General features: G+C 60.2%; 18 protein-coding genes and 1 tRNA gene. 5 read left to right on the top strand and 14 right to left on the bottom strand.

What is annotated here, in order from left to right:
- Positions 1 to 175: 175 nt before the first annotated feature.
- The 4 genes from CIT26_RS05895 to CIT26_RS05880 form a co-directional block, all read right to left on the bottom strand.
- Positions 176 to 994, bottom strand: coding sequence for a hypothetical protein (locus CIT26_RS05895; RefSeq protein WP_095491701.1), 819 nt, complete (start codon positions 992 to 994; stop codon positions 176 to 178).
- 873 nt (positions 995 to 1,867) lie between these two features.
- Positions 1,868 to 4,333, bottom strand: coding sequence for a VapE domain-containing protein (locus CIT26_RS05890; RefSeq protein ID WP_095491700.1), 2,466 nt, complete (start codon positions 4,331 to 4,333; stop codon positions 1,868 to 1,870).
- Between the two features lie 260 nt (positions 4,334 to 4,593).
- Complete coding sequence (locus CIT26_RS05885; RefSeq protein ID WP_095491699.1) at positions 4,594 to 5,778, bottom strand: tyrosine-type recombinase/integrase; 1,185 nt, start codon at positions 5,776 to 5,778, stop codon at positions 4,594 to 4,596.
- A 208-nt stretch (positions 5,779 to 5,986) separates the two neighbouring features.
- Positions 5,987 to 6,063: transfer RNA gene (locus CIT26_RS05880), tRNA-Met, on the bottom strand.
- Positions 6,064 to 6,408: 345 nt separating this feature from the next.
- Between CIT26_RS05880 and CIT26_RS05875 the strand changes: the two genes are divergently transcribed.
- The gene (locus CIT26_RS05875) at positions 6,409 to 7,374 is read left to right on the top strand and encodes a Gfo/Idh/MocA family protein (RefSeq protein WP_095491711.1); all 966 of its coding nucleotides are present in this window, start codon (positions 6,409 to 6,411) and stop codon (positions 7,372 to 7,374) included.
- 48 nt (positions 7,375 to 7,422) lie between these two features.
- Here the strand turns inward: CIT26_RS05875 and mnmA are convergent, their stop codons facing one another.
- On the bottom strand, positions 7,423 to 8,613 hold the full coding sequence (mnmA, locus tag CIT26_RS05870; protein ID WP_095491698.1) for a tRNA 2-thiouridine(34) synthase MnmA: 1,191 nt from the start codon (positions 8,611 to 8,613) through the stop codon (positions 7,423 to 7,425).
- 273 nt (positions 8,614 to 8,886) lie between these two features.
- Here mnmA and sciP point away from each other — a divergent pair, with 273 nt between their 5' ends.
- Entirely contained in the window at positions 8,887 to 9,162 is a 276-nt protein-coding gene (gene sciP, locus CIT26_RS05865) for a CtrA inhibitor SciP (protein ID WP_006203587.1), read from the top strand.
- 434 nt (positions 9,163 to 9,596) lie between these two features.
- Here the strand turns inward: sciP and CIT26_RS05860 are convergent, their stop codons facing one another.
- Positions 9,597 to 9,974, bottom strand: a complete 378-nt coding sequence (locus CIT26_RS05860; RefSeq protein WP_029349790.1) for a flagellar export protein FliJ — start codon at positions 9,972 to 9,974, stop codon at positions 9,597 to 9,599.
- Between the two features lie 449 nt (positions 9,975 to 10,423).
- On the opposite strand from CIT26_RS05860, the gene ctrA reads away from it, so the two are divergent.
- A complete protein-coding gene (gene ctrA, locus CIT26_RS05855; RefSeq protein WP_006203583.1) occupies positions 10,424 to 11,119 on the top strand; it encodes a response regulator transcription factor CtrA in 696 nt (231 codons plus the stop codon).
- A 119-nt stretch (positions 11,120 to 11,238) separates the two neighbouring features.
- Here the strand turns inward: ctrA and CIT26_RS05850 are convergent, their stop codons facing one another.
- Positions 11,239 to 11,604 (bottom strand): response regulator, encoded by a 366-nt coding sequence (locus CIT26_RS05850; protein ID WP_095491697.1) that lies wholly within the window; start codon positions 11,602 to 11,604, stop codon positions 11,239 to 11,241.
- 247 nt (positions 11,605 to 11,851) lie between these two features.
- A complete protein-coding gene (gene chpT, locus CIT26_RS05845; RefSeq protein ID WP_095491696.1) occupies positions 11,852 to 12,481 on the bottom strand; it encodes a histidine phosphotransferase ChpT in 630 nt (209 codons plus the stop codon).
- 420 nt (positions 12,482 to 12,901) lie between these two features.
- Here chpT and CIT26_RS05840 point away from each other — a divergent pair, with 420 nt between their 5' ends.
- Both CIT26_RS05840 and CIT26_RS05835 read left to right on the top strand, forming a co-directional pair.
- Positions 12,902 to 13,441: a DUF1134 domain-containing protein gene (locus tag CIT26_RS05840; RefSeq protein WP_245319184.1), complete on the top strand. Its 540-nt coding sequence runs from the start codon at positions 12,902 to 12,904 to the stop codon at positions 13,439 to 13,441.
- A gap of 148 nt (positions 13,442 to 13,589) precedes the next feature.
- Positions 13,590 to 14,753, top strand: coding sequence for a coiled-coil domain-containing protein (locus tag CIT26_RS05835; protein WP_095491694.1), 1,164 nt, complete (start codon positions 13,590 to 13,592; stop codon positions 14,751 to 14,753).
- Positions 14,754 to 14,782: 29 nt separating this feature from the next.
- On the opposite strand, the gene CIT26_RS05830 is transcribed toward CIT26_RS05835, so the two are convergent.
- The 6 genes from CIT26_RS05830 to CIT26_RS05805 form a co-directional block, all read right to left on the bottom strand.
- Positions 14,783 to 15,586, bottom strand: a complete 804-nt coding sequence (locus CIT26_RS05830) for a TrmH family RNA methyltransferase (RefSeq protein WP_095491710.1) — start codon at positions 15,584 to 15,586, stop codon at positions 14,783 to 14,785.
- Between the two features lie 227 nt (positions 15,587 to 15,813).
- Positions 15,814 to 16,152, bottom strand: a complete 339-nt coding sequence (locus CIT26_RS05825; protein ID WP_095491693.1) for an ArsR/SmtB family transcription factor — start codon at positions 16,150 to 16,152, stop codon at positions 15,814 to 15,816.
- Positions 16,153 to 16,307: 155 nt separating this feature from the next.
- Entirely contained in the window at positions 16,308 to 17,087 is a 780-nt protein-coding gene (locus CIT26_RS05820) for a HugZ family pyridoxamine 5'-phosphate oxidase (protein WP_095491692.1), read from the bottom strand.
- 38 nt (positions 17,088 to 17,125) lie between these two features.
- On the bottom strand, positions 17,126 to 18,298 hold the full coding sequence (locus tag CIT26_RS05815) for a CaiB/BaiF CoA transferase family protein (protein ID WP_095491691.1): 1,173 nt from the start codon (positions 18,296 to 18,298) through the stop codon (positions 17,126 to 17,128).
- 6 nt (positions 18,299 to 18,304) lie between these two features.
- Positions 18,305 to 19,066, bottom strand: coding sequence for a 3-hydroxyacyl-CoA dehydrogenase (locus tag CIT26_RS05810; RefSeq protein WP_095491690.1), 762 nt, complete (start codon positions 19,064 to 19,066; stop codon positions 18,305 to 18,307).
- 70 nt (positions 19,067 to 19,136) lie between these two features.
- Entirely contained in the window at positions 19,137 to 19,673 is a 537-nt protein-coding gene (locus tag CIT26_RS05805; protein ID WP_095491689.1) for a GNAT family N-acetyltransferase, read from the bottom strand.
- Positions 19,674 to 19,685: the final 12 nt, after the last annotated feature.

Below are 19,685 nucleotides of genomic sequence, written 5' to 3'. Positions count from 1 at the left end.
CTCGCGGAGTAAATCCTGTTGGGCATTGTGATTTTCAACTTCTCGATGTCGCGTGGACCTGCCGATAGTCGCAGGAATTCCCCGGAAACGGCTGAAAAGGCCCAACGCGGAGACATCCAATCAACCGGCGACGGTTTCGGAGCGTTCAAACGCCACCAGTCCGACGAATAATAACTCAGGCTGTGACATCGGATGCGGATCTTGCCGGAACATCTCCGATGCTGACCTTCAAACCAAGCTTGTTTCGCAGGAGCATGACCAGTGCCTTGAGCGTATCGCTAGCCTCGGCGAAGTCTCTTGTGGCGCGCTCAATCAGTTGCTGTGCCATCTGGTTTGCTTCAAAAAATTTCACTGCGACGGGGCTGCCTTGCTGAAAAGCGACCTCTCCGATTCCCGTAGCCATATCGATCAAAGGCGGCATCATCGCGTTGATCTCCGACCTCAACACCGCATATTCCGCCCATACGGGAAGAATGCTGTTATGGATCGGCGCGGTTTCTAAGACGCTATTGAGCGCTCGATCATCACCGAGCGACAGAAGCATTCCCATCTCTGCCGGCTCGAGTTGGACCGGCATCGGCAGATTTATGATAGGGAGAATGTAAGTAGCCGGGTTTTCGGTATGCCCACTGGCGGCAATCACCCGGCCTTGGCATTCTTCGACGTGCAATTTGAAGTGCGCGAAGTTGTTCACCATGGAAAGCATTTTAAAAACGAGCGCATGGGCCAGTGCCTGACGCTCCTGGCGATCCTTCTGTTCTCGTTCGCTCTTCTGAGCTCGCAATGCACTCATCTGCAGAAAGTACGCGATCACGCCGCCTACGATGGCACCGACAATTGCTCCACCAAAGGCCGACAAGTCTGCTGATGTCAGCGGTGTTGAATCGGTTGCCACCTTAGGAGCAGCAGAGACAGCAATGGCAGCGAGCATTGCCGTCGCGCCAAACAGTGCTCCGCTCACAACTGCGACAATATAAGGATGCTTGTCGATCATTCCCCGCTCACGGTCATGACCATCGCGCGAGCTGGGCACGGCGTCAAGCAGGGTCGAACGGGGAGTGATCGTTGACGTCCGTCATTTTGTACGCAACAGAAGAAAATCTACGTATTTGCTAAGTAAATCAACGCTATGTGGCGGAGAGAGCGGGATTCGAACTCTGCGTTTGAGGCAGTTTCGCTGTCTCAAATTCGGCTAAGCAGCCGACAAATCACAAAATCGAAGGACTGCTCCTGGGCGCAAAGCAGGCTATCCCCAGGTACTGGTCGCCTCCGGCGTCAGGTTCAACTGACTTCGAGCCGAATTCGACTATGGCTATTACAGGATGTAGTGGCTCTGGGTCCTTCTTGGCGGCGCTGATGCCGGGAGGGAGGCCCCGAGCGCGAGTCACGCGAAATGTGAATTCTAACGCAGAGAAACGGGTTTGAACGTGAGTATTGCTCATGATTTGCGGTTTTGAGAGGAAAATATCCCTATGTTAACCGGATTTTGGTTGATTTTGGCGCAGAGAAACCGGTTCTCACCCCTCTCACCCTCGAATTTGGCAGGGTGAGCGGAAAAACGTAACAAAATCAACACTCTCTCACCTTCTCACCCTTCTCACCCTAAAATCTAATAGTTTTAAAGAGAAGAGGATAACAGAAGCACGGCATACGCCGAACCAACGTGGAAGTACCTCCAGTTTAAACTATATGGAAATAGGGTGTGTGTGAGGGGTGAGCAGGGTGAGAGAAACGGAGGAAATGGGTTGTGGCTCATCTCGGAAGTGGGAAATTTCGCAACTTCTGCGCAATGACGCTACAATCGCATTCCCATGAAAAAACCCGCCGAAGCGGGTCAATTCGATTTATTCCTACTTTGTGATTGTATTCAATCTTCCGGCCGCAGGTAGACGCGACATTTTCCGTATTTTTTGTTGATCTCTCGACGGTCACCGGACCCTCGGTGCGGGGCCACCCGACGATCAGCATGGCCTTGCCGATCTTGCCAGCTTCGGTATGCGGAACGGACCCGTCGCGGCCGAGCATTTCTTGCCAAACCTGGGCAATGCAGGTCTCGTCGCGGTAGGTTTTCGGGGCATCGGCGTCGAGGTTCATCGAACCGGTCATCGGTGCCGATAGGCTCTGCCAGCCAAGCATGAATCTGCCCGGCGAGCATTTCCTCACTGGTCTCGACGCGACGGCTTTCCTGCATCACCAGGGCCGTTGCGGCGGCGGCGTCAGTCAGATGGAGCGGGAGGTCGGCGCTCCCGTGCTTGGCGGACATCCCGTGATAGATGGAGACCGCCTCGGCCCAAATTTGCATGACCTCGCGGCGCAGCCGGGGATTGTCGATCTGGCCCTCAAGGTTGCAGACGATGGGCCAGAAGCGCCGGCCACCCGTCATGTCGCGAAGGTATTCCCGATCGTTGGTCGAGCCGATGAAGATGCACTGGCGAGGGAAGTCCCTGGCCCGCTTCTCCCATGCCAAGCGCACCTTGTCATCCTTGCGGCTGACGAACGCCTTGAGATCATTGACCTCGGCGCGAGCCATGGAAGAAAGCTCGCCGAGTTCGAGAATCCAGGAGCCCTGCATCAGTTCGACCATCTGCTTCGGGTCGCTGATGTCACCGGTTAGTTCGTTATACCAATGGAGGGCGAGGATTTCGATGAAGGTGGACTTGCCCTTGCCTTGGACGCCTTCGAGGATCGGCACGAAGTCGAACTTGTGGCCTGGTCGCATGACGCGCGCCACGGCGCCGACCAGCATCATCAGCGCGGCCTGGCGGTTGTAGTCGTTGTCGGTGCAGCCGAGGTAGTCGATGAACAGCGTCTCGGCGCGGCACTTGCCGTCCCACGGCACGGAGGTGAGCAGGTCTTTGATCGGATGGAAGCGGCGTTTCTGCGCGGCGGCGCCGATGGCACCCTTGAGATCGCGATCGGAAACCTTGATGCCGTAGCCCTTCAACTGCGTCTTGCTCTCGATCAGCGACCGAACGGCGGCATCGTGATCGTCCGTCCAGTTGTCGCCGTTGAGCGTGTCCTTGATGTCCCACATCCGGCCGACCAGGTTGGCGGGATCGTGCGTCGAGTCGCGCTTCTTTTTGAGGTGTCTCGGCGACCGCTTGAGTACGACTTCCTGAGCGAACTCGTTGTAGGCGACGGTGCCGCGCACGCGGGGGTCGTTGTCGACGATGAGTGCGACGTTCGGAAGGGTGCTCTTTAGCTCGCCTTCCTCGTTGCGGTGCAGCTTGTGCAGCCAGTCGGGATCATAGTCGTCCTTTGTGTCCGCTTTCGCGGCAGGTTGGTCATCGCCGCCGAGCAGGTCTGATAGATCGTTGTCGGATTTGGCGGGGATGACAGCCGGCAGATCGAAGTCGTCATCGAGCCCGAGATCGTTGGCGAGCTTGACGGCATTGACCGCCTGGATGAGGGTCGCCATGCGAACCGGGTTCTTGGAGCCCTTGAAGGACTTCCAAACCCGAGCCGAGTCGCGCGCATCGAACTTCGGCGACTGCTTCGCCCATTCGTTCCAGCGCTCGAAGCCTTCGTTGGCGCCCTCGAACTGGTGATGCAGCGCGGCGCCGACTGTCAGCCACTGGTCGCGGTCATCAACCCAATCGGCTGGCAGGCCCTTGATGATCTCGTCGATTTTCCCGTCTTCCAGGTCCATCGGCGCGGCGCGCACGATCGTGAACAGATCGTCTGCATCTTCCTCATGCGTGGGCGCGGCGGCGCTGACGCCCCATTGCCCGATCAGCGCCTTCTCGACTGTCATCATGAAGGGGAAGTCGAGATCGAGCGCACGTTCCCATCGGTAGGGCAGGCGGGTGTCGGGGTGAATTGACGGCGGCAGCACGGCTTGGGCGCCGGTGCCGTAAAGGTCTATTTCCCAATCGTACTTGCGGACTTCCCGGTCCTTGGCCTTGTCGAAGACCATCGTGAAGCCGGTCGATTTGGCGAGCTTCTTTTTCGGGAACGGGGTGTCGGTGAGAAAATAAAGATGGCGGCTCTCGCCGCCTGAACCGCTGACCCCCGATGGAAAGGTGCGTGCTGAAGGCCACAGTTCGAGCAGCTTGGCCCACGCTTCGGCAGCCAGCGCGGGTTTGCGGATGTCCAGGTCGATGAGATGGAGGTAGCCGTCTTCGGTTTTCGACGGCTCGCCGAGCCGGATGCCGATATTGGCGTTCTCGCGATAGGTCGAGCGCAGCGCCGCTTCGGATTGAAGGGGAACGTTGGACCAGTCGGATGCGATCGGCCGTTTCTCGAAGGGCACCAGCCAATGAAGGGATGCGTCGGCCTCGATCAGTGGGCGGGCGGAACCAAGGACGCTGTCGACCGTGGGAGCATTTGTCATGATGCCGCCCAGCCAGAAAAAACAGAGCGATCAATGAGATAAGATTGTAGAGGCGCTTGCATGACAAGCGCGGCTTTTGCTATTGTCGAGGTGCAAAGTCGGTCCTTTCGAGGATTTCAAGCCCGCCCGGTTGGCGCCGAGGCGGGTTTTCCGTTTCTGAGTATACAAACGCTATCATACTTGCAGTGCCTATCTGCTGCAAGTGTTTGATTTGTTTAACATTTTTTGTGAAAGTGCTTGCGTGGCTCCGCCGCGTTCGGTCACTCCAAAAGGGCGGAAAGATCGTTGGGATCTTTGGCTGTCAGATAATCGGACCACCAAGCCATGAGCCGGCGCCGTTCGTCCAAGTACGCGGCATGATTGTAAGAGCTTCTGACCTTGTTGCCGCTCGAATGGGCCAGCGCCCATTCAATTGCGTCTGCGCTCCAGAGACCTGACTCATTGGCTATCGTGCTGAAAGATGAGCGCAGCCCGTGAATCGTGAGTCGCCCGTGCATGCCCATTCGATAACAGGCGAAAATCATTGTGTTCGCACTTAAGGGCTTGCCACCGCGCGCGCCTGGCACGATCCATTCCGAGTCACCGGCAATCTTTTTCAGTTCCCCCAAAAGCCGCTTGCTCTGTTTCGTCAGCGGCACGAGGTGATCGCGGCCGGCCTTCATTCGTTCGGCCGGAATGCGCCACAGATCGCCGTCGATCTCTGGCCATCGCCCGAACCGCAGTTCATTGGTTCGGACTGCCGTATGCATGATAAATTCAATCGAAAGCGCGGTTTGCCGCTCCCCGTCATATGTGCTGAGCCTGCCGAGAAAGTCGCCGATCTCATTCGCCTTCAGGGAGGCCATATGAACGGGCTTAGGAGTTGCTTTGAGTGCGCCGCGAAGATCGGCGATGGGATCGTGTACAGCGCGGCTCGTGGCGATGGCATAGCGGAAGACTGCCCCGATAGACTGGCGAAGCCGCTTCGTTACATCCAACGCCCCGCGCGCTTCGACCTTGCGCAAAACTTCGAGGATTTCCGGCGCGGTGATGCTCGGCACTGAACGCTCGCCAAGATCGGGAAACACGTCCCGAACCAAGCGGCTCAGCACCCGCTCGGCGTGGGCAGGGACCCACGATGACTCCTGCGCCCCGTGCCACTCGCGGGCAATGGCTTCGAAGCTGTCATGCGCGCCCGTGGCGGTCTTGCCTTTGATCACTGCAGGGTCGACGCCATCGGCCAGTGCGCGTTTGGCATTCTCGCGTAGCGCCCGTGCGTCAGCCAGTGTCACGCGAGGGTAGAGGCCAAATGACAGGGTCTTTTGCTTGCCGGCGAAGCGATAGTTCATGCGCCATGCCTTGGAGCCAGATGGCGGGAGATACAAATAGAGCCCGCCACCGTCCGACAGTTTCTTGGCGCTGCCTTCCGCTTTGGCAGCCCGGCACGCTGAATCGGTCAATGGCATGTGTGTGTCCCTTGTGTCAGGGTTGTTGGTATCGAGATTTTCGACACTACCAACAATCGATACCAACACAAGCAAACGACTCTCATTCAACTTGACCCGTCAAAACGGATCAAAAGTGGCCTAGGTTCACTAAATAGGTGAAACTATAGGGGTTTTTCGCACAAGCGAGAACGCCCAAAATGGGCTGAATTCGCGTTTGTGAGAGGACTGGTAGCGGGAGAGGGACTTGAACCCCCGACCCCAGGATTATGATTCCCGTGCTCTAACCAACTGAGCTACCCCGCCAAGGCGGCGAAAGGTCCGAAATCCGCCTTAAATCAGAAGGCATGTCGGAGCGTTCGCCAAGGTCGGGCGGATATAAGGTTGGGACGCCAAGCCTGTCAAGCATCGATGCAGCCGGCATGCCGGCACATTCTATCGCATGGTGCTTTGCGAAAATCGGAATCGATCTTCCGGAACGATGCGAAGCTTCACGATCTTGAGACGCGTGCCTGTGCGTCCCAAGCGGACGCACATCGCTCCAATGGCCGGAAAGCTTGCCGGGCAGATAATTGGGCACAGAAATGCCGGGGTTGAGTTCGGCGGGGCGCGCCGCTATGTCTCGGCCACGAAATTCTAGAGTTGGAATTGATGAAACCGCGCATTGCAGTCCTCGGTTGCGGATACTGGGGCAGCAACCACATCCGCACCCTCAAGGCGCTCGGCGCGCTGCACGCGGTCTCGGACGTCAACCCTGCCCGCGCCGAAGGCTTCGCCAGTGAGCAGGATTGCCTGGCGATCGAGCCGGAGGCGCTCTTTGTCCGCAGCGACGTCGATGCCATCGTCATGGCGCTGCCGCCGCAGTTCCATGCCGACATGGCGGTGCGCGCCGTCCAGGGCGGCAAGGACGTGCTGGTGGAGAAGCCGATCGCGCTGACGGTGGCGGATGCCGAGCGCTCGGTGAAGGCGGCGGCCGACAATGGCCGTGTCTTCATGGTCGGCCATGTACTGCGCTTTCATCCAGCCTTCGAGACGTTGAAGGCGCTGATCGACAATGGCGAGCTCGGCGAGGTCCGCTATATCCATTCGCACCGTCTCGGGCTCGGCAAGTTTCACACCGAGAACGATGCGCTGTGGGATCTCGCGCCGCACGATCTGTCGATGATCTTGGCCATCACCGGCACGGAACCGATCGAGGTGCGTGGCGAGGGGGCAGCGCTCCTCGACAATCTTAGCGATTTCGCGCATCTGCACATGCGCTTTCCCAACGGTCTGCGCAGCCATCTCTTCGCGTCGCGGCTCAATCCCTACCGCGAGCGGCGGCTGACCGTGGTCGGCACCAAGGCGATGGCGGTATTCGACGATGTCGAGCCGTGGGAGCGCAAGCTCGCCGTCTACCGCCACGCGGTGTGGCAAGACAGCGGCCAATGGGCCTTCACCACCAACGAGCCGTCCTATGTGGCGGTGGGCGAGGGCATGCCGCTGACGAGAGAGCTTGAGCATTTCATCCAGTGCATCGAGACGCGGGCAGAACCGCGCACCAGCGGCGAGGAAGCCATCAGGGTGCTGCGTATCCTGACCGCTGGCACGGTTACCCACACCGGATCGTCTTCCTGAGAGAAAGTGCCGCTGTGTTAGAGCCTGATCATCCCGATAGGATCGGGATCATTCGGCGGGAATCTGCGCCGGGCGGGCTGCCAGCCGCGTCAGCATCGCCTCGGCCTCGGCGCCACGCTCGGAACGCTCGATGAAGCCGCCGCCGAACACGCGGGCCTGGTTGCCGTCGTCGGAATAGAGCACGCAGGCCTGGCCGGGCGCGATGCCGGACTCGCCGTCGACCAGTTCCACTGAAGTGATGCCGGCGTTGTGATGCAGCACGGCCGGGCGCGGCGGGCGTGTCGAGCGGACCTTCGCGAAAAGCTCCAGCCCAGCCGCCGGGATGTCGGACAGCGCGGCGTCGCCCAGCCAGTTCATGTCGCGCAAATAGATCTTGTGCGTCTCCAGCGCCTCGCGCGGACCAACGACGACGCGGGCTCGATCGGCGTCGAGATGGACGACGTAGAGCGGCTCGCCCGAGGCGATGCCGATGCCGCGGCGCTGACCGATCGTGTAGCGCAAAATGCCTTCATGGCGGCCGAGCACGCGGCCGTCGATATGGACGATGTCGCCCGGATTGGCAGCAGTCGGCTTCAGCTTGGCGATGATGTCGGAATATTTGCCCTGTGGCACGAAGCAGATGTCCTGGCTGTCCTGCTTGGCGGCGACCGTCAGCCCCATTTCCTCGGCGATGGCGCGAACCTGCGGCTTCGACAGGCCGCCAAGCGGAAAGCGCAGATAATCGATCTGCGCCTGCGTGGTGGCGAACAGGAAATAGCTCTGGTCGCGGTCCGCGTCGACCGGCCGGTACAGTGCGCGATGGGCGCCGTTGGCGCCGGAGCGGATGTAGTGGCCGGTGGCCAGCGCGTCGGCGCCGAGCTCCTTGGCGGTCGCCAGAAGGTCGGCGAACTTCACCGTCTGGTTGCAGGAAACGCAAGGGATCGGCGTTTCGCCGGCCACATAGCTCTCGGCGAAGGGGTCGATCACCGCCTTGCGGAAGCGCTCCTCGTAATTAAGCACATAGTGCGGAATGCGGAGCGTCTCGGAGACGCGGCGGGCATCGTCGATGTCCTGGCCGGCGCAGCATGAGCCGGCCCGGTGCGTTGCCGCGCCATGGTCGTAGAGCTGCAGCGTGACGCCGACGACATCATAGCCTTCGCGCTTCAAAAGACCGGCAACGACCGACGAGTCGACGCCGCCCGACATGGCGACAACGACGCGGGTGTTTTCGGGACGTCCGGGAAGGTCGAGGCTGTTCATGGTTCTTTCGTTCTGCACGGCGTCCTGGAAGAGGGCGCTTGAATGCCAATGGCCGGAATATAGGTCAAGCTTTCCGGGTGCGCCAGCTTCGCGAACCGGCCGATTTTTTTGAACGGATTCGGCGCTCGCGGGCAGATATCTCAAATGCCGACGAAAAGACTAACGCGGCGTTCATGATCCTTACCTAGCTATTAGGGTTCGCTTAGGCAATTTTTAAAGCTGTGGCGGTAATGTGGTGGGGATTGGGTCTTTGAGTTTTTAGTAGAGAGTACGATGACCGATCTTGTTAGACCGCGCGTCAAATATGTTATCGGGCCTGACGGCAGCCCCCTTACGATTGCCGATCTGCCGCCGACGAACACACGTCGCTGGGTTATCCGGCGCAAGGCGGAAGTGGTGGCGGCTGTACGGGGTGGGCTTTTGAGCCTCGAAGAGGCATGCCAGCGCTACAAGCTGACCACCGAGGAATTCCTGTCCTGGCAGGCGTCGATCGACGAATATGGCCTTGCCGGGCTGCGCACGACGCGCATCCAGCAATATCGACATTAAGGCTGGTTCGACGAACTCAAAAGGCGCGACAATCCGCGCCTTTTTTGCTTTGCCGCCAGGGTTTTCTCTGCTTCAGACGGTCAGCACCACCTGCCGATCGGCCGAGAAAGGCATGAGCGGCGCCTGCCTCTTCGAGCGGGTCTTTGCGACACGGACGGCAAGCTTTTGCGCGTCGACCTTGCCACATTCCAAAAGCGCGGTCGGCACGACGCGCCGAACTCGGCCAGAACCGGTGGGTTGCTCAATCAGATAAGGTCCTGGCCGGAATCGCCTGCGCCCGACATTAGGGATGCCCGGATGCGGCCGGTCGCGGAATATGAAGGGGATTTGGTAGCATAGGCCTGAAACTGGCGGCTGCTCGACCAATGAGCGGCGACGTTCCAGATGAGAAACGCCCTGATCGCTGGGTGTTGACTGGCCTTAAAGCCTTGTTTTCAGCCGATCATGGCGCTGCGGCCGCCGGTCTCGGCGTCGCGGATTTTGGTGTCGCGTGATTCGAGCATTTCCGCTTTGGAAAGTTCCGCTTCGGCTTCGCCGAGCAGTGATTCGGCAACGCTTCGCTGCTGGGCGAGGTCGCTTTGCGAGTTTCTGAGATTGTCGCGGCGCAGGCGCGCTGCCTTGGCGAAGGTCGGATAGGCAAAATGGTTGATGTCGGTGATGCCGGCTTTCTTTTCTTCGGCAGTGATCTGGAGCTCCAGTTCGACAGCCATGCGCTCGAATTCAGCGATCATCATGTCGAGTTGCAGCAATTGCCGCCGCTTCTCATTCACCTGGAACTGCTTCAGCCGAACGAGGTTTTCACGTGACTTCATGATTCGGTACTCCTGGAAACGCACACCTGCACATATCGTCCAATCACCTGGCAAACTCAGGCTTCACCCGTTTCCACCGACTTTACGGGAACTATGGGAAACAAATTCCTAAAGTTTTTTGCCGGCGGTAACCATTCGTTTACGGGCATTGTTAATCATACGGCTCAGGACTTAAGGCCGGGTAAAAATTCCGGCTCTCGATGCGGAAGCACGGCCAGCGAGTCCCTGGAGTCACTTAGTCTGGCTTATTAATGTTTTGCATTAGCGGTTTGGTTGTGTGATTCACTATTAGATTCAACAAGGTGTAGAAAGGGGTTAAAAAATCTGGTACCGTCAGCGGCACGGAATTAGGTTTTGTTAACCATTCGATGGCAGCCTCTGCTCAGGCAATCACTGCTCCGGTCCTGGACGGGTCGTGAAATGGTCCGGCAGCAGAAAAGGGGAATGAAATGCGTGTTCTGCTGATAGAAGATGACAGTGCAACCGCACAAAGCATCGAGCTGATGCTGAAATCGGAAAGTTTCAACGTCTATACGACCGATCTTGGCGAGGAAGGTGTCGATCTAGGCAAGCTCTACGACTACGACATCATCCTTCTCGACCTCAATCTCCCCGACATGTCGGGATATGAGGTCTTGAGAACACTTCGCCTTTCCAAAGTGAAGACGCCGATCCTTATCCTCTCCGGCATGGCCGGCATCGAGGACAAGGTACGCGGCCTCGGCTTCGGCGCAGACGACTATATGACCAAGCCGTTCCACAAGGACGAACTGGTCGCTCGCATCCACGCTATCGTGCGGCGCTCCAAGGGCCATGCCCAGTCGGTCATCACCACCGGCGACCTGGTGGTCAATCTCGATGCCAAGACCGTTGAGGTCGGTGGCCAGCGCGTGCATTTGACCGGCAAGGAATACCAGATGCTGGAGCTGCTCTCGCTGCGCAAGGGCACTACGCTCACCAAGGAAATGTTCCTCAACCACCTTTACGGCGGCATGGACGAACCGGAACTGAAGATTATCGACGTCTTCATCTGCAAGCTGCGCAAGAAGCTCGACGCCGCTTCCGGCGGCCAGAACTACATCGAGACGGTTTGGGGTCGCGGCTATGTGCTGCGCGAGCCGGAAGATATCCGCGTCAGCGCCTGAGCTGACGACGCGGATCCGATCGATTTTCCTACAAAATCCGGCTTCGGCCGGACTTTTGCGTTTGTATCGCAGACATTAGAGCGCCAATTCCCCGGGGCCATGCGCCCGGGATCGGCGAATCAGGCTGCAATTCTCAAGGTGCGGAAGCATTCGAGAAGTTGCGGCCGATTGAACGGCTTCAGCAAATAGCCTTGAGCGCCGGCGCGCTTTGCCCGCATGATCGAAGCGACGTCGACCTCAACCAGCGAAATCAGGATCTGGGGCTGTATCCTTTCCATGGCGCGTATGCGGCGGATGACTTCCTCCGCCTGCATGTCCGGCAAGGCGCCGTCGACGACGATGATATCCGGCATGTCGGCAGTGCACATCTCGACCGCGTCAAACCCGCTGGCAGCTTCGATGACCAGCATGTCGGAACCACCCAGGATGCGCTTTGCGACCTTCCTGATGACGCTCGAATCGTCGATGAACATGCAGCGTTTCATTTCCGGGCCCTCTTTGCCATGCGGCAATCCGGCAGCGTCGCGGTACTGAAAGGCAGGGTAGGATCAATCCGGTAAAGAAGCTGAAAAGCCGATAGGTAAAATTTTTGCAAGAACAGCTTTTACGGAAACTTCTTGACCGATGCTTCGGCCGAACTAGCCTGGAAGGCTCATTTCATTCGACCGTGATGGCGTAGTAAATATTGTCTAAAAACTCTTATCTGTTCTTTTCAATCATTTCTTAGTAACTTCAAGCAGCCGATAGTACGATTTCTTCTGCGTTCGCGTGGATCGATACCGTCATGTTCGCCTCGCGCGCCAGAAGCAACGTGTAGTAGGGCTGCACCGAATGCGCGTCGATCGGTTCTTCAGGCCTGTTGCCGGAATGGAGTTCCAGGAATTTGGGCGGCACGCGCAGCATCGGACCGCTCGCGGCGAGCGCAAAGCGGGGTTCTGTGTCGAGGTTTTCAAGCGTAACCGTAAGCTTACCGCCACGCGGAATGGCGGCGTTGGCGACGAGAATGAGATTGAGCAGCAGCTTTACCTTGTTCTTGGGCAGTAGCGCACGGGTTCCGTTCCAGACCAGTTCCGGCTTCTCGTTCTTCAAAAAGGCGATCGCAACGGCCTCGGCGTCCCCCGTGTCGATCATCATGCCGGCAGAACCGGCTGCGCCGAAGGCGATGCGGGCGAATTGCAGGCGGGCCGAAGCGTTTCTGGCGCTCTGCCGAATCAATTTCATGGCATCTTCGTCGGCGCCGCCTTCGTCGAGCAGCTCAAGCCCGTTGTTTATGGCGCCGACCGGCGAAATGATGTCGTGGCAGACCCGGCTGCACAAAAGCGCTGCGAGATCGGGTGCGGAAAGGGTGAAAAGCTCGGCCATCGGCGAAAGTCCCTGCAAAATTTCACTAGAATGGCCGCGCGGTAAATGATCACGCCTGCCCACACGAATCACGCTCTCTCCCAAGGCCTTGAATACACAGCGCCTGAGCGTGCAGCAACAAATCCGGAATTGTCGTTATCGAAAATGGTGTGTTCACGCAGGGTGCGGATACTGCGGGGCGACGCGAAACCAGCTCGAACCAGCCTTCTAACCGCCATCTTAATGTGAAAGCTTAATGGTTGAAAAAGGATTACGGCATAGTTTGCCCATAACAGTCATCCTTAGCGGCCGCCAAAGAGCCGCACGGATGTGAGGCGTCGGCGAAAGTGCTCCCTGACGGAGATTGGAAGCATGTTTTCCCGATACTACGACCGGAGTTTTTTCCGTGTCACCTCAGACCGGATTTTCCGTGTCCTCTCAATGGCGATCGCTCTCATGGGCCTTGTCATCGTTTTTTCGACCTCGCCTTCGCGGGCCCAGGAATACACCGCTCAGGAGATCGTCGATTCCGGTCATAAATTCTTCGGCGCGACGTCGGGCGGGCTCGCCACCGTCGTCGAGAAGATTTTCGCCTCCTACGGCCTGCCTAATGGCTATTTGCTTGGCGAGGAGGGCTCGGGCGCGCTGATCGGTGGCCTGACCTATGGCGAAGGCACGCTCTACACCAAGAATGCCGGCGATCACAAAGTGTTCTGGCAGGGCCCCTCGCTCGGCTGGGATTTTGGCGGCGAGGGCTCGCGGGTGATGATGCTGGTCTATAATCTCGACGACGTGAACAGCCTCTACAATCGTTTCGGCGGCGTTGCCGGCTCTGCCTATCTCGTGGCTGGCGTCGGCTTCAACGTGATGAAGAACAACAATGTGCTGCTGGTGCCGATCCGCACCGGCGTCGGCGCCCGGCTTGGCGTCAATCTCGGTTATCTAAAGCTGACCCAGCGCGCCACCTGGAATCCATTCTGAGCAAGCGGTTGCCTCGCCGTCTCGACTGGTTCCAAGGTCGACGATCTGAACATTGCTGCGGCAGACCCTTGCCGCAGCGCTGGAATTCCGTCATGCGAACGTGGCACAGTCGCTTACGGTTGTTTGCCGTCCATAACGGATAGTCACCTTGGTTCAGTCGGTCCTGTTCTTTGTCCTCGGCTTTCTCTGCGCCGGCTTTGTAGCGCTGATGATTGCCCCGGCCATCTGGCGGCGGGCCGTGATGCTGACGCGCAAACGCGTCGAGGGCTCGATGCCGCTGACGCTGGCCGAGATCCAGGCGGAGAAGGATCGCATCCGCGCCGAGTTCGCCATGTCGACGCGCCGGCTCGAGATGAGCGTCAAGTCGCTGCGCGAGAAGTCGGCCGAACAGCTTGTCGAGATCAGCCGCGGCCGCGAGGCACTCAAGGAGCTGGCGCTCGAGCGGAAGGACAAGAAACAGGCCCTTTCCGAACTCGAGGCCAAGGGCGAAGACCTTCGGCAGCGCGAAGACCAGTTGCAGCTTTTGTCAGATCGGCTTGCTCAAACCGAGCATGCCCTGGAAAAGCGTGTGCTCGAGCTGAAAAAACTGGAGCATATGTATGACGACGCCAGCTTTTCTTCGAGCAGCCGTCAGATCGAACTTGTGGCGCGCGAGTCCGAACTGCAAAAGCTGGCCGACGACATTTCGGTGCTGCGCGGCCAGCGCAAGGAGGCGGACAGGCGCCAACAGGAGATCGCGGCCGAGAGCAAGGCCGCACGAGACGCGTTGAAGGCCGAGAAGAGAAGGACCGGCGAACTGGACAAGAAGGTCGAGCGCCTGCTCGCCACGCTTGCCGATCGCGAGGACAAGCTTGACCGCCGCGACAAGGAAATCGCGCGGCTTCGCGAAAAGTCGAAAAGCGAACGCGTGGAAAACGCCTCCGCGGTGCGTTTCGTCGGAGTGCAAGGCAGTCAGGCCGATGCGGCCGTCAAGGACGACACCCAGAAAGCCATCGCCAAGCTCGACAACGACCGCGAGCGGTTGGAGGCGAGGCTGACGGAACTGGCCCGCGAGAACAAGAAACTGAAAACGGATCTTGCCGCCTTCGAGGCATCCAAATCCGAAGGCGGCGACGATGCGCGCCGCGCCAGCGCTGCATTGCGTGAGCAGATGAGCGACCTGGCGGCGCAAGTCGTCGCCCTGACGGCGAAGCTCGACGGGCCGGAGTCGCCGATCGCAAAGGCTCTTGCGGCACCCAACCCACCGGGAAGCGGCGAACGCAGCCTTGCCGATCGCGTGCGGGCGCTGCAGAAGGCCGAATCGGCGCATTGAGCCCAGCCAGTGATGCTGTCTTCTGCGGCTCAGGTCCTGCTTGCCGAAAAATGATGTAAGGCGATGGCTGACGCGGCGGCGACATTCAGGCTGTCGAAGCCCTCTGCCATATCGATCCGCACCGTCCGCAGGCGGGCGAGCAGACTTTCGGGCAGGCCTTCGCCTTCGGTGCCGAGATAGAGCGCCAGCCGTTCAGTCCCTTTCGCATCGCGGATGCCGGTTTGCCCGCGTGGCGACAAAGCGAACTGGCCGAAGCCCAGCCGGTCGAGCGCCGCGGTGAAGCCGATGGTCTCAGTGAAGGAGGCGAAGGGAACTTTCAGCGCGGCGCCGACCGAGACGCGGATCGCCTTGCGGTACAGCGGATCGCAGCAGGTCGCGTCCAGAAACACCGCATCGGCGCCGAAGGCGGCGGCGTTGCGAAAGATCGAGCCCATATTGTCATGGTTGGCGATGCCGACCAGCACGACGATCAACGCGCGGGCGGGCAAGGTATCCAGCAAGGCCTCTGCAGGCTGCGCCGCGCCCTTGCGGCCGATCGCCAATATGCCGCGATGCATGTGAAAGCCGGCAATCCTGTCCATGATCTCGCTGGCCGCCACGTAGACCGGAAGGTCCGCGGGTGCCTTGCGCAGGGTCCAGAAGAGGCCTGCCAGCCGGTTTTCGAGTACCAGCACCGATTCGGCCGAGAAGCGATTGGCCGCGAGCAGCATTTCGAGCACCACCTTGCCTTCGGCAACGAAGCGGCCCTGCCGGCCGGCAAGATCGCGCTCGCGGATGTCGAGATAGGCGGCGACGCGCGGGTCTTGCGGGTCTTCGATACGAATGGGGCGCATGCTTGCCTCGGCGGACACGCATCGCCCCGAAAATCATAGTGGCTTTTCGGACAGTTCGATGCGTGGATCCAAAGTACGTTCTGCGTCGAAGTGGATGCAAGTCGCTCTAAGCGGCGAGGTAGGGGTGCTTGGGCAGTTCTTGCTTTTATGCATGTCGTTATCCCAAAACCGCTTCGCACCTCGGGTCAAACCCAAGGGCAGGCTTTTGGCCGACATGCATTGGCCGGTCAGGTCCCGGAGCGACGCAGGCGGTAGGCCACCTGCGACAACTCACCTTCGCCGAAAATCCCGTCCAGCGTGTTGAGAAGTTCGCGCACGGCATCGGATTTGCAGGAATAGTAGATCATCTGCCGGTCGCGCCGGGTCTCGACGAGATCGAGCGCCCGCAGTTTGGCCAGATGCTGGGACAGGGCGGATTGGCTGAGCAGAACCTTCTCGGCGATAGCACCGACCGACATTTCACCATCGGCCAGATAGTTCATGATCAACAGTCGTTTCTCGTTGCCCATCAGCGTCAGAAACGCAGCCGCTGATTCGGCATTGGCGATTAGCTTTTTCGAGACCATCGATCCCCCACACCTTCCTGCTCATCCGGCGCTATGGGGGCAATAGCGTCTGATTCCATAGACTCACTCGCGAATGCGCGCTGGCGATTCAACGCTACCGGGAAAGGGTAGAACATTTCACTCAAACCTCAAGACTTGCTTTCGACCCGACACGATTAACTGTCGGACTGTGTTTCGTCTGCAACTCGGCCGGTCTTTGCCATGTCGACCAGAACATGCCTGAGCTCACGCGCCGCCCTCAGTGGCTCGGGGAAGAAGACCCGGCAGACATCGTCGCCCAATGCCAGGTCCATGCCGTCGGCGTCGAAGCCGGTGATGACCCAGCCGTCGCCTGCGGCCTTGGCGAAATGGCGCGCGTAGACGGCAATTGCGTCGCTATGGTCGGCATTCATGTGGTCGAGGGCAGATTGTTCACCAGCGGCAAGCTCTTCGACGATCGGAGCGGTCGTGACCAGATCGGTGCGCTCAAGCAAGTAGGCCTTGCCGAAGCCGCCGTTGAGACTGGCGCGCTCCGGCTCGAGGCGGAAGATCGAGAAATCGCCAAGTCCGGCATAGAGCTTTGCTTTGGGGTTGCGGTTGAGATAGCGCCGTTCGGCGCGGGCATGCTCGCCGGACCCGCGCTCAAGCCGTGCTGCCCGACAGACGAGCGTCAGCCGCGGGTGCGCCAGCGGGTCGCCCCTGCCGGGCTCGCCGACAAGCAGCGAACAGCGCGGGTCGGCAAGGATCGCGCCGGTATGGGCGGACAGCATCGACACAAGGATCAGCGGCGCGCCGTCGATATCGGTGGCGACACCAACCCTGCTGGCCAGCGGCGAACCGGTCCCGGGCTCGATCACCGCCAGCGCGCCGAAACGGGCACCGCGGATCATCGTCTTCGCCAGCCTGATCGCTTCGGCGTCGGTCTCGCGGATCACGTCCTTTTTTCGGTCGGCCAAAATCCACCCGTCTTAAGATGATTTTTATTCTCCGGTTATCAACCTATCACACCGGATTTGACAAGGGCCTCAGTTTCGCTTTCCGAAAGACCGAAGCGTGCCAGCACGGTCGCCGCCTGACAATCGCGATCGGCCGGCATGGCGGCAAGCGTCGGCCGGGAGCGCGAAAAGCGCGGCGCCGGGACGGGGCGCTCAAGCGCACCCGACGTCACAAAGGCGTTGCGAGCGCGATTGTGCGGATGATCCCTGGCTTCCCGCAACGACAGAACCGGTGCAACGCAAGCATCGGTCGCAGCAAAGAGACGGTCCCAGTCGTCCCGTGTCTTCTGCCCGACCCGATCGACAATGGCAGCGCGCATCTGCGGCCACAAATTCCTGTCGTATTGGCCGAGTACAAAACGCTCGTCGAGCGGCAGCAGTCTTGCGAATTCAGCGAAGAACCGGGGTTCAAGGCAGCCGACGGCGACGTGGCGTGCGTCCGCCGTCTCATAGGTGTCGTAAAAGGGCGCGCCGGAATCGAGCAGGTTCGCGCCGCGCGTGTCACTCCACAGGCCCGCCGCCATCAAGGCGTGCACAGGTATCGCCAGCATCGAAGCGCCCTCGATCATCGCGGCATCGATCACCTGGCCCTTGCCGGAGCGCGAACGCTCAAACAGGGCGGCCAGTGCGCCGGCAACCAGCATCACGGCGCCGCCGCCATAGTCGGCAACGAGGTTGAGCGGTGGGACTGGCCGGCTTCCTTCCTGGCCGATGGCGTGCAGCACACCCGAATAGGCGAGGTAGGTGATGTCGTGGCCGGCACGACCCGATAGCGGTCCGTCCTGGCCGAATCCCGTCATGCGGCCGTAGATCAGCGCCGGGTTGCGCGCCAATGCCGCATCCGGCCCGAGACCAAACCGCTCCATGACATCGGGACGAAACCCTTCAACCAGAATGTCGGCCTTTTCGGAAAGGCGCAGCACCAGTTCGGCGCCTTCCCAGCGCCTTAGGTCAATCCGCAGGATGGAGCGGCCGTGACGGTCGATGTCGTATTCATCCGGTAGCGACAGGAACGGCTGGGTCGACCCAATCCGCTCGATGCGCAGCACCTCGGCGCCCATCTCCGACAGCATCAGGCCGGCCAGCGGCACCGGTCCAAGCCCGGCCATTTCGATGACCGTCAGACCGGCGAGCGGGCCGGTCTTCGCCTGCGGCGCGACTTCGGCACTCATGATCGGCTACTTCGGCGCCATGCGGATGGCGCCGTCGAGGCGGATGGTCTCGCCGTTGAGCATCTGGTTTTCGACGATGTGCAGCACAAGGGCTGCATATTCGGAAGGCTCGCCGAGACGGGACGGGAAGGGCACCGCGGCGCCCAGCGAATCCTGCACCTCTTGCGGCATGCCGGCCATCATCGGCGTCTTGAAGATGCCGGGCGCGATGGTGCAGACGCGAATGCCCGACCGTGCAAGGTCGCGCGCAACCGGCAGCGTCATGCCGACGACGCCGCCCTTGGAGGCTGAATAGGCGGCCTGGCCGATTTGACCGTCATAGGCGGCGACCGATGCCGTGTTGACGATGATCCCGCGCTCGCCGCCCTCCAGCGGCTCAAGCTTTGCGGCCCGGTCGGCGACGAGGCGGATCATGTTGAAGGTGCCAATCAGATTGACCTCGATCACTTTGCGATATTGGTCGAGTGGGTGCGGACCGTCCTTGCCGATCGTCTTCATACCGATGGCGATGCCGGCGCAATTCACCAGGATACGAGGTTCGCCGAGCTTTTTTGCCACTTCCGCCACGCAAGCAGCACCGCCGTCGGCGCTGCTTACGTCGCATTGGATGGCGATGCCGCCGATATCGGCCGCAATCTTCGCCGCACGCTCGATGCCGAGGTCGAGGATGGCAACGCCGGCGCCCTTCGCGGCCAGTGCACGCGCCGTCGCTTCGCCTAGGCCGGAGCCGCCGCCGGTGACGATCGCAATCTGGCCGTTCGGGTTCATGCCGGCGTCCTCCATCCTGCCGCGCACATGCTACGAAGCCCGACAGGACGGCGCAACAGCATCCGGCCGGTCACGCCATCGCGGCGACGTGCGCGGCAATCCTTGCCTGATCGGCGTGGCAGACCTCCCCCACCAGCCGTGCCATCGCGCCCGGCACGATCTCATGCGACAAAAGCCGGTCAGGATCGACCGGGCGCGGCATGGAGATTTGCCCACGCGGGATTCTCTTGAAGCCGAGCGGGCCATAATAGGGCTCGTCGCCGACAAGCATCACGGCCGGCATGCCGGCCTTGGCGGCGGCCTCCAGCGCGATCGTCACCAGCCGGCGGCCGATGCCGAGATTCTTGAAGGCCGGCCGCACGGCAAGCGGTCCGAGCATAAGCGCACGGCCGGCGCCGGCCGCGATGCGCGTCATGCGCACCGAGGCAACAACGATGTCGTCATCGACGGCCACGAACGACAATGCGCGTTCATGCGGGCCGCCCTCGCGGATCTTGTAGGCGCCCAGCACAAAACGGCCCGGCCCGAAGGCTTCGTCGTTGATGGCTTCGATTTCGGGGTCATGCGCCGGATTTTCCGGCAGGTATTTCACGTCGGCAAGGCTCATGGTCTTTGCGTT

Source organism: Mesorhizobium temperatum, assembly GCF_002284575.1.
GTDB classification, from domain to species: domain Bacteria; phylum Pseudomonadota; class Alphaproteobacteria; order Rhizobiales; family Rhizobiaceae; genus Mesorhizobium; species Mesorhizobium temperatum.
Note: the sequence above shows the minus strand (reverse complement) of the source record. Positions and strands in the feature narration are given on the sequence as shown.

Excerpts from the sequence above, each read along its gene's own strand:
- CIT26_RS05895 (WP_095491701.1), bottom strand. The coding sequence starts at position 994 with ATGATCGACAAGCATCCTTATATTGTCGCAGTTGTGAGCGGAGCACTG.
- CIT26_RS05890 (WP_095491700.1), bottom strand. The coding sequence starts at position 4,333 with ATGACAAATGCTCCCACGGTCGACAGCGTCCTTGGTTCCGCCCGCCCA.
- CIT26_RS05885 (WP_095491699.1), bottom strand. The coding sequence starts at position 5,778 with ATGCCATTGACCGATTCAGCGTGCCGGGCTGCCAAAGCGGAAGGCAGC.
- CIT26_RS05875 (WP_095491711.1), top strand. The coding sequence starts at position 6,409 with ATGAAACCGCGCATTGCAGTCCTCGGTTGCGGATACTGGGGCAGCAAC.
- mnmA (WP_095491698.1), bottom strand. The coding sequence starts at position 8,613 with ATGAACAGCCTCGACCTTCCCGGACGTCCCGAAAACACCCGCGTCGTT.
- sciP (WP_006203587.1), top strand. The coding sequence starts at position 8,887 with ATGACCGATCTTGTTAGACCGCGCGTCAAATATGTTATCGGGCCTGAC.
- CIT26_RS05860 (WP_029349790.1), bottom strand. The coding sequence starts at position 9,974 with ATGAAGTCACGTGAAAACCTCGTTCGGCTGAAGCAGTTCCAGGTGAAT.
- ctrA (WP_006203583.1), top strand. The coding sequence starts at position 10,424 with ATGCGTGTTCTGCTGATAGAAGATGACAGTGCAACCGCACAAAGCATC.
- CIT26_RS05850 (WP_095491697.1), bottom strand. The coding sequence starts at position 11,604 with ATGAAACGCTGCATGTTCATCGACGATTCGAGCGTCATCAGGAAGGTC.
- chpT (WP_095491696.1), bottom strand. The coding sequence starts at position 12,481 with ATGGCCGAGCTTTTCACCCTTTCCGCACCCGATCTCGCAGCGCTTTTG.
- CIT26_RS05840 (WP_245319184.1), top strand. The coding sequence starts at position 12,902 with ATGGCGATCGCTCTCATGGGCCTTGTCATCGTTTTTTCGACCTCGCCT.
- CIT26_RS05830 (WP_095491710.1), bottom strand. The coding sequence starts at position 15,586 with ATGCGCCCCATTCGTATCGAAGACCCGCAAGACCCGCGCGTCGCCGCC.
- CIT26_RS05825 (WP_095491693.1), bottom strand. The coding sequence starts at position 16,152 with ATGGTCTCGAAAAAGCTAATCGCCAATGCCGAATCAGCGGCTGCGTTT.
- CIT26_RS05815 (WP_095491691.1), bottom strand. The coding sequence starts at position 18,298 with ATGAGTGCCGAAGTCGCGCCGCAGGCGAAGACCGGCCCGCTCGCCGGT.
- CIT26_RS05810 (WP_095491690.1), bottom strand. The coding sequence starts at position 19,066 with ATGAACCCGAACGGCCAGATTGCGATCGTCACCGGCGGCGGCTCCGGC.
- CIT26_RS05805 (WP_095491689.1), bottom strand. The coding sequence starts at position 19,673 with ATGAGCCTTGCCGACGTGAAATACCTGCCGGAAAATCCGGCGCATGAC.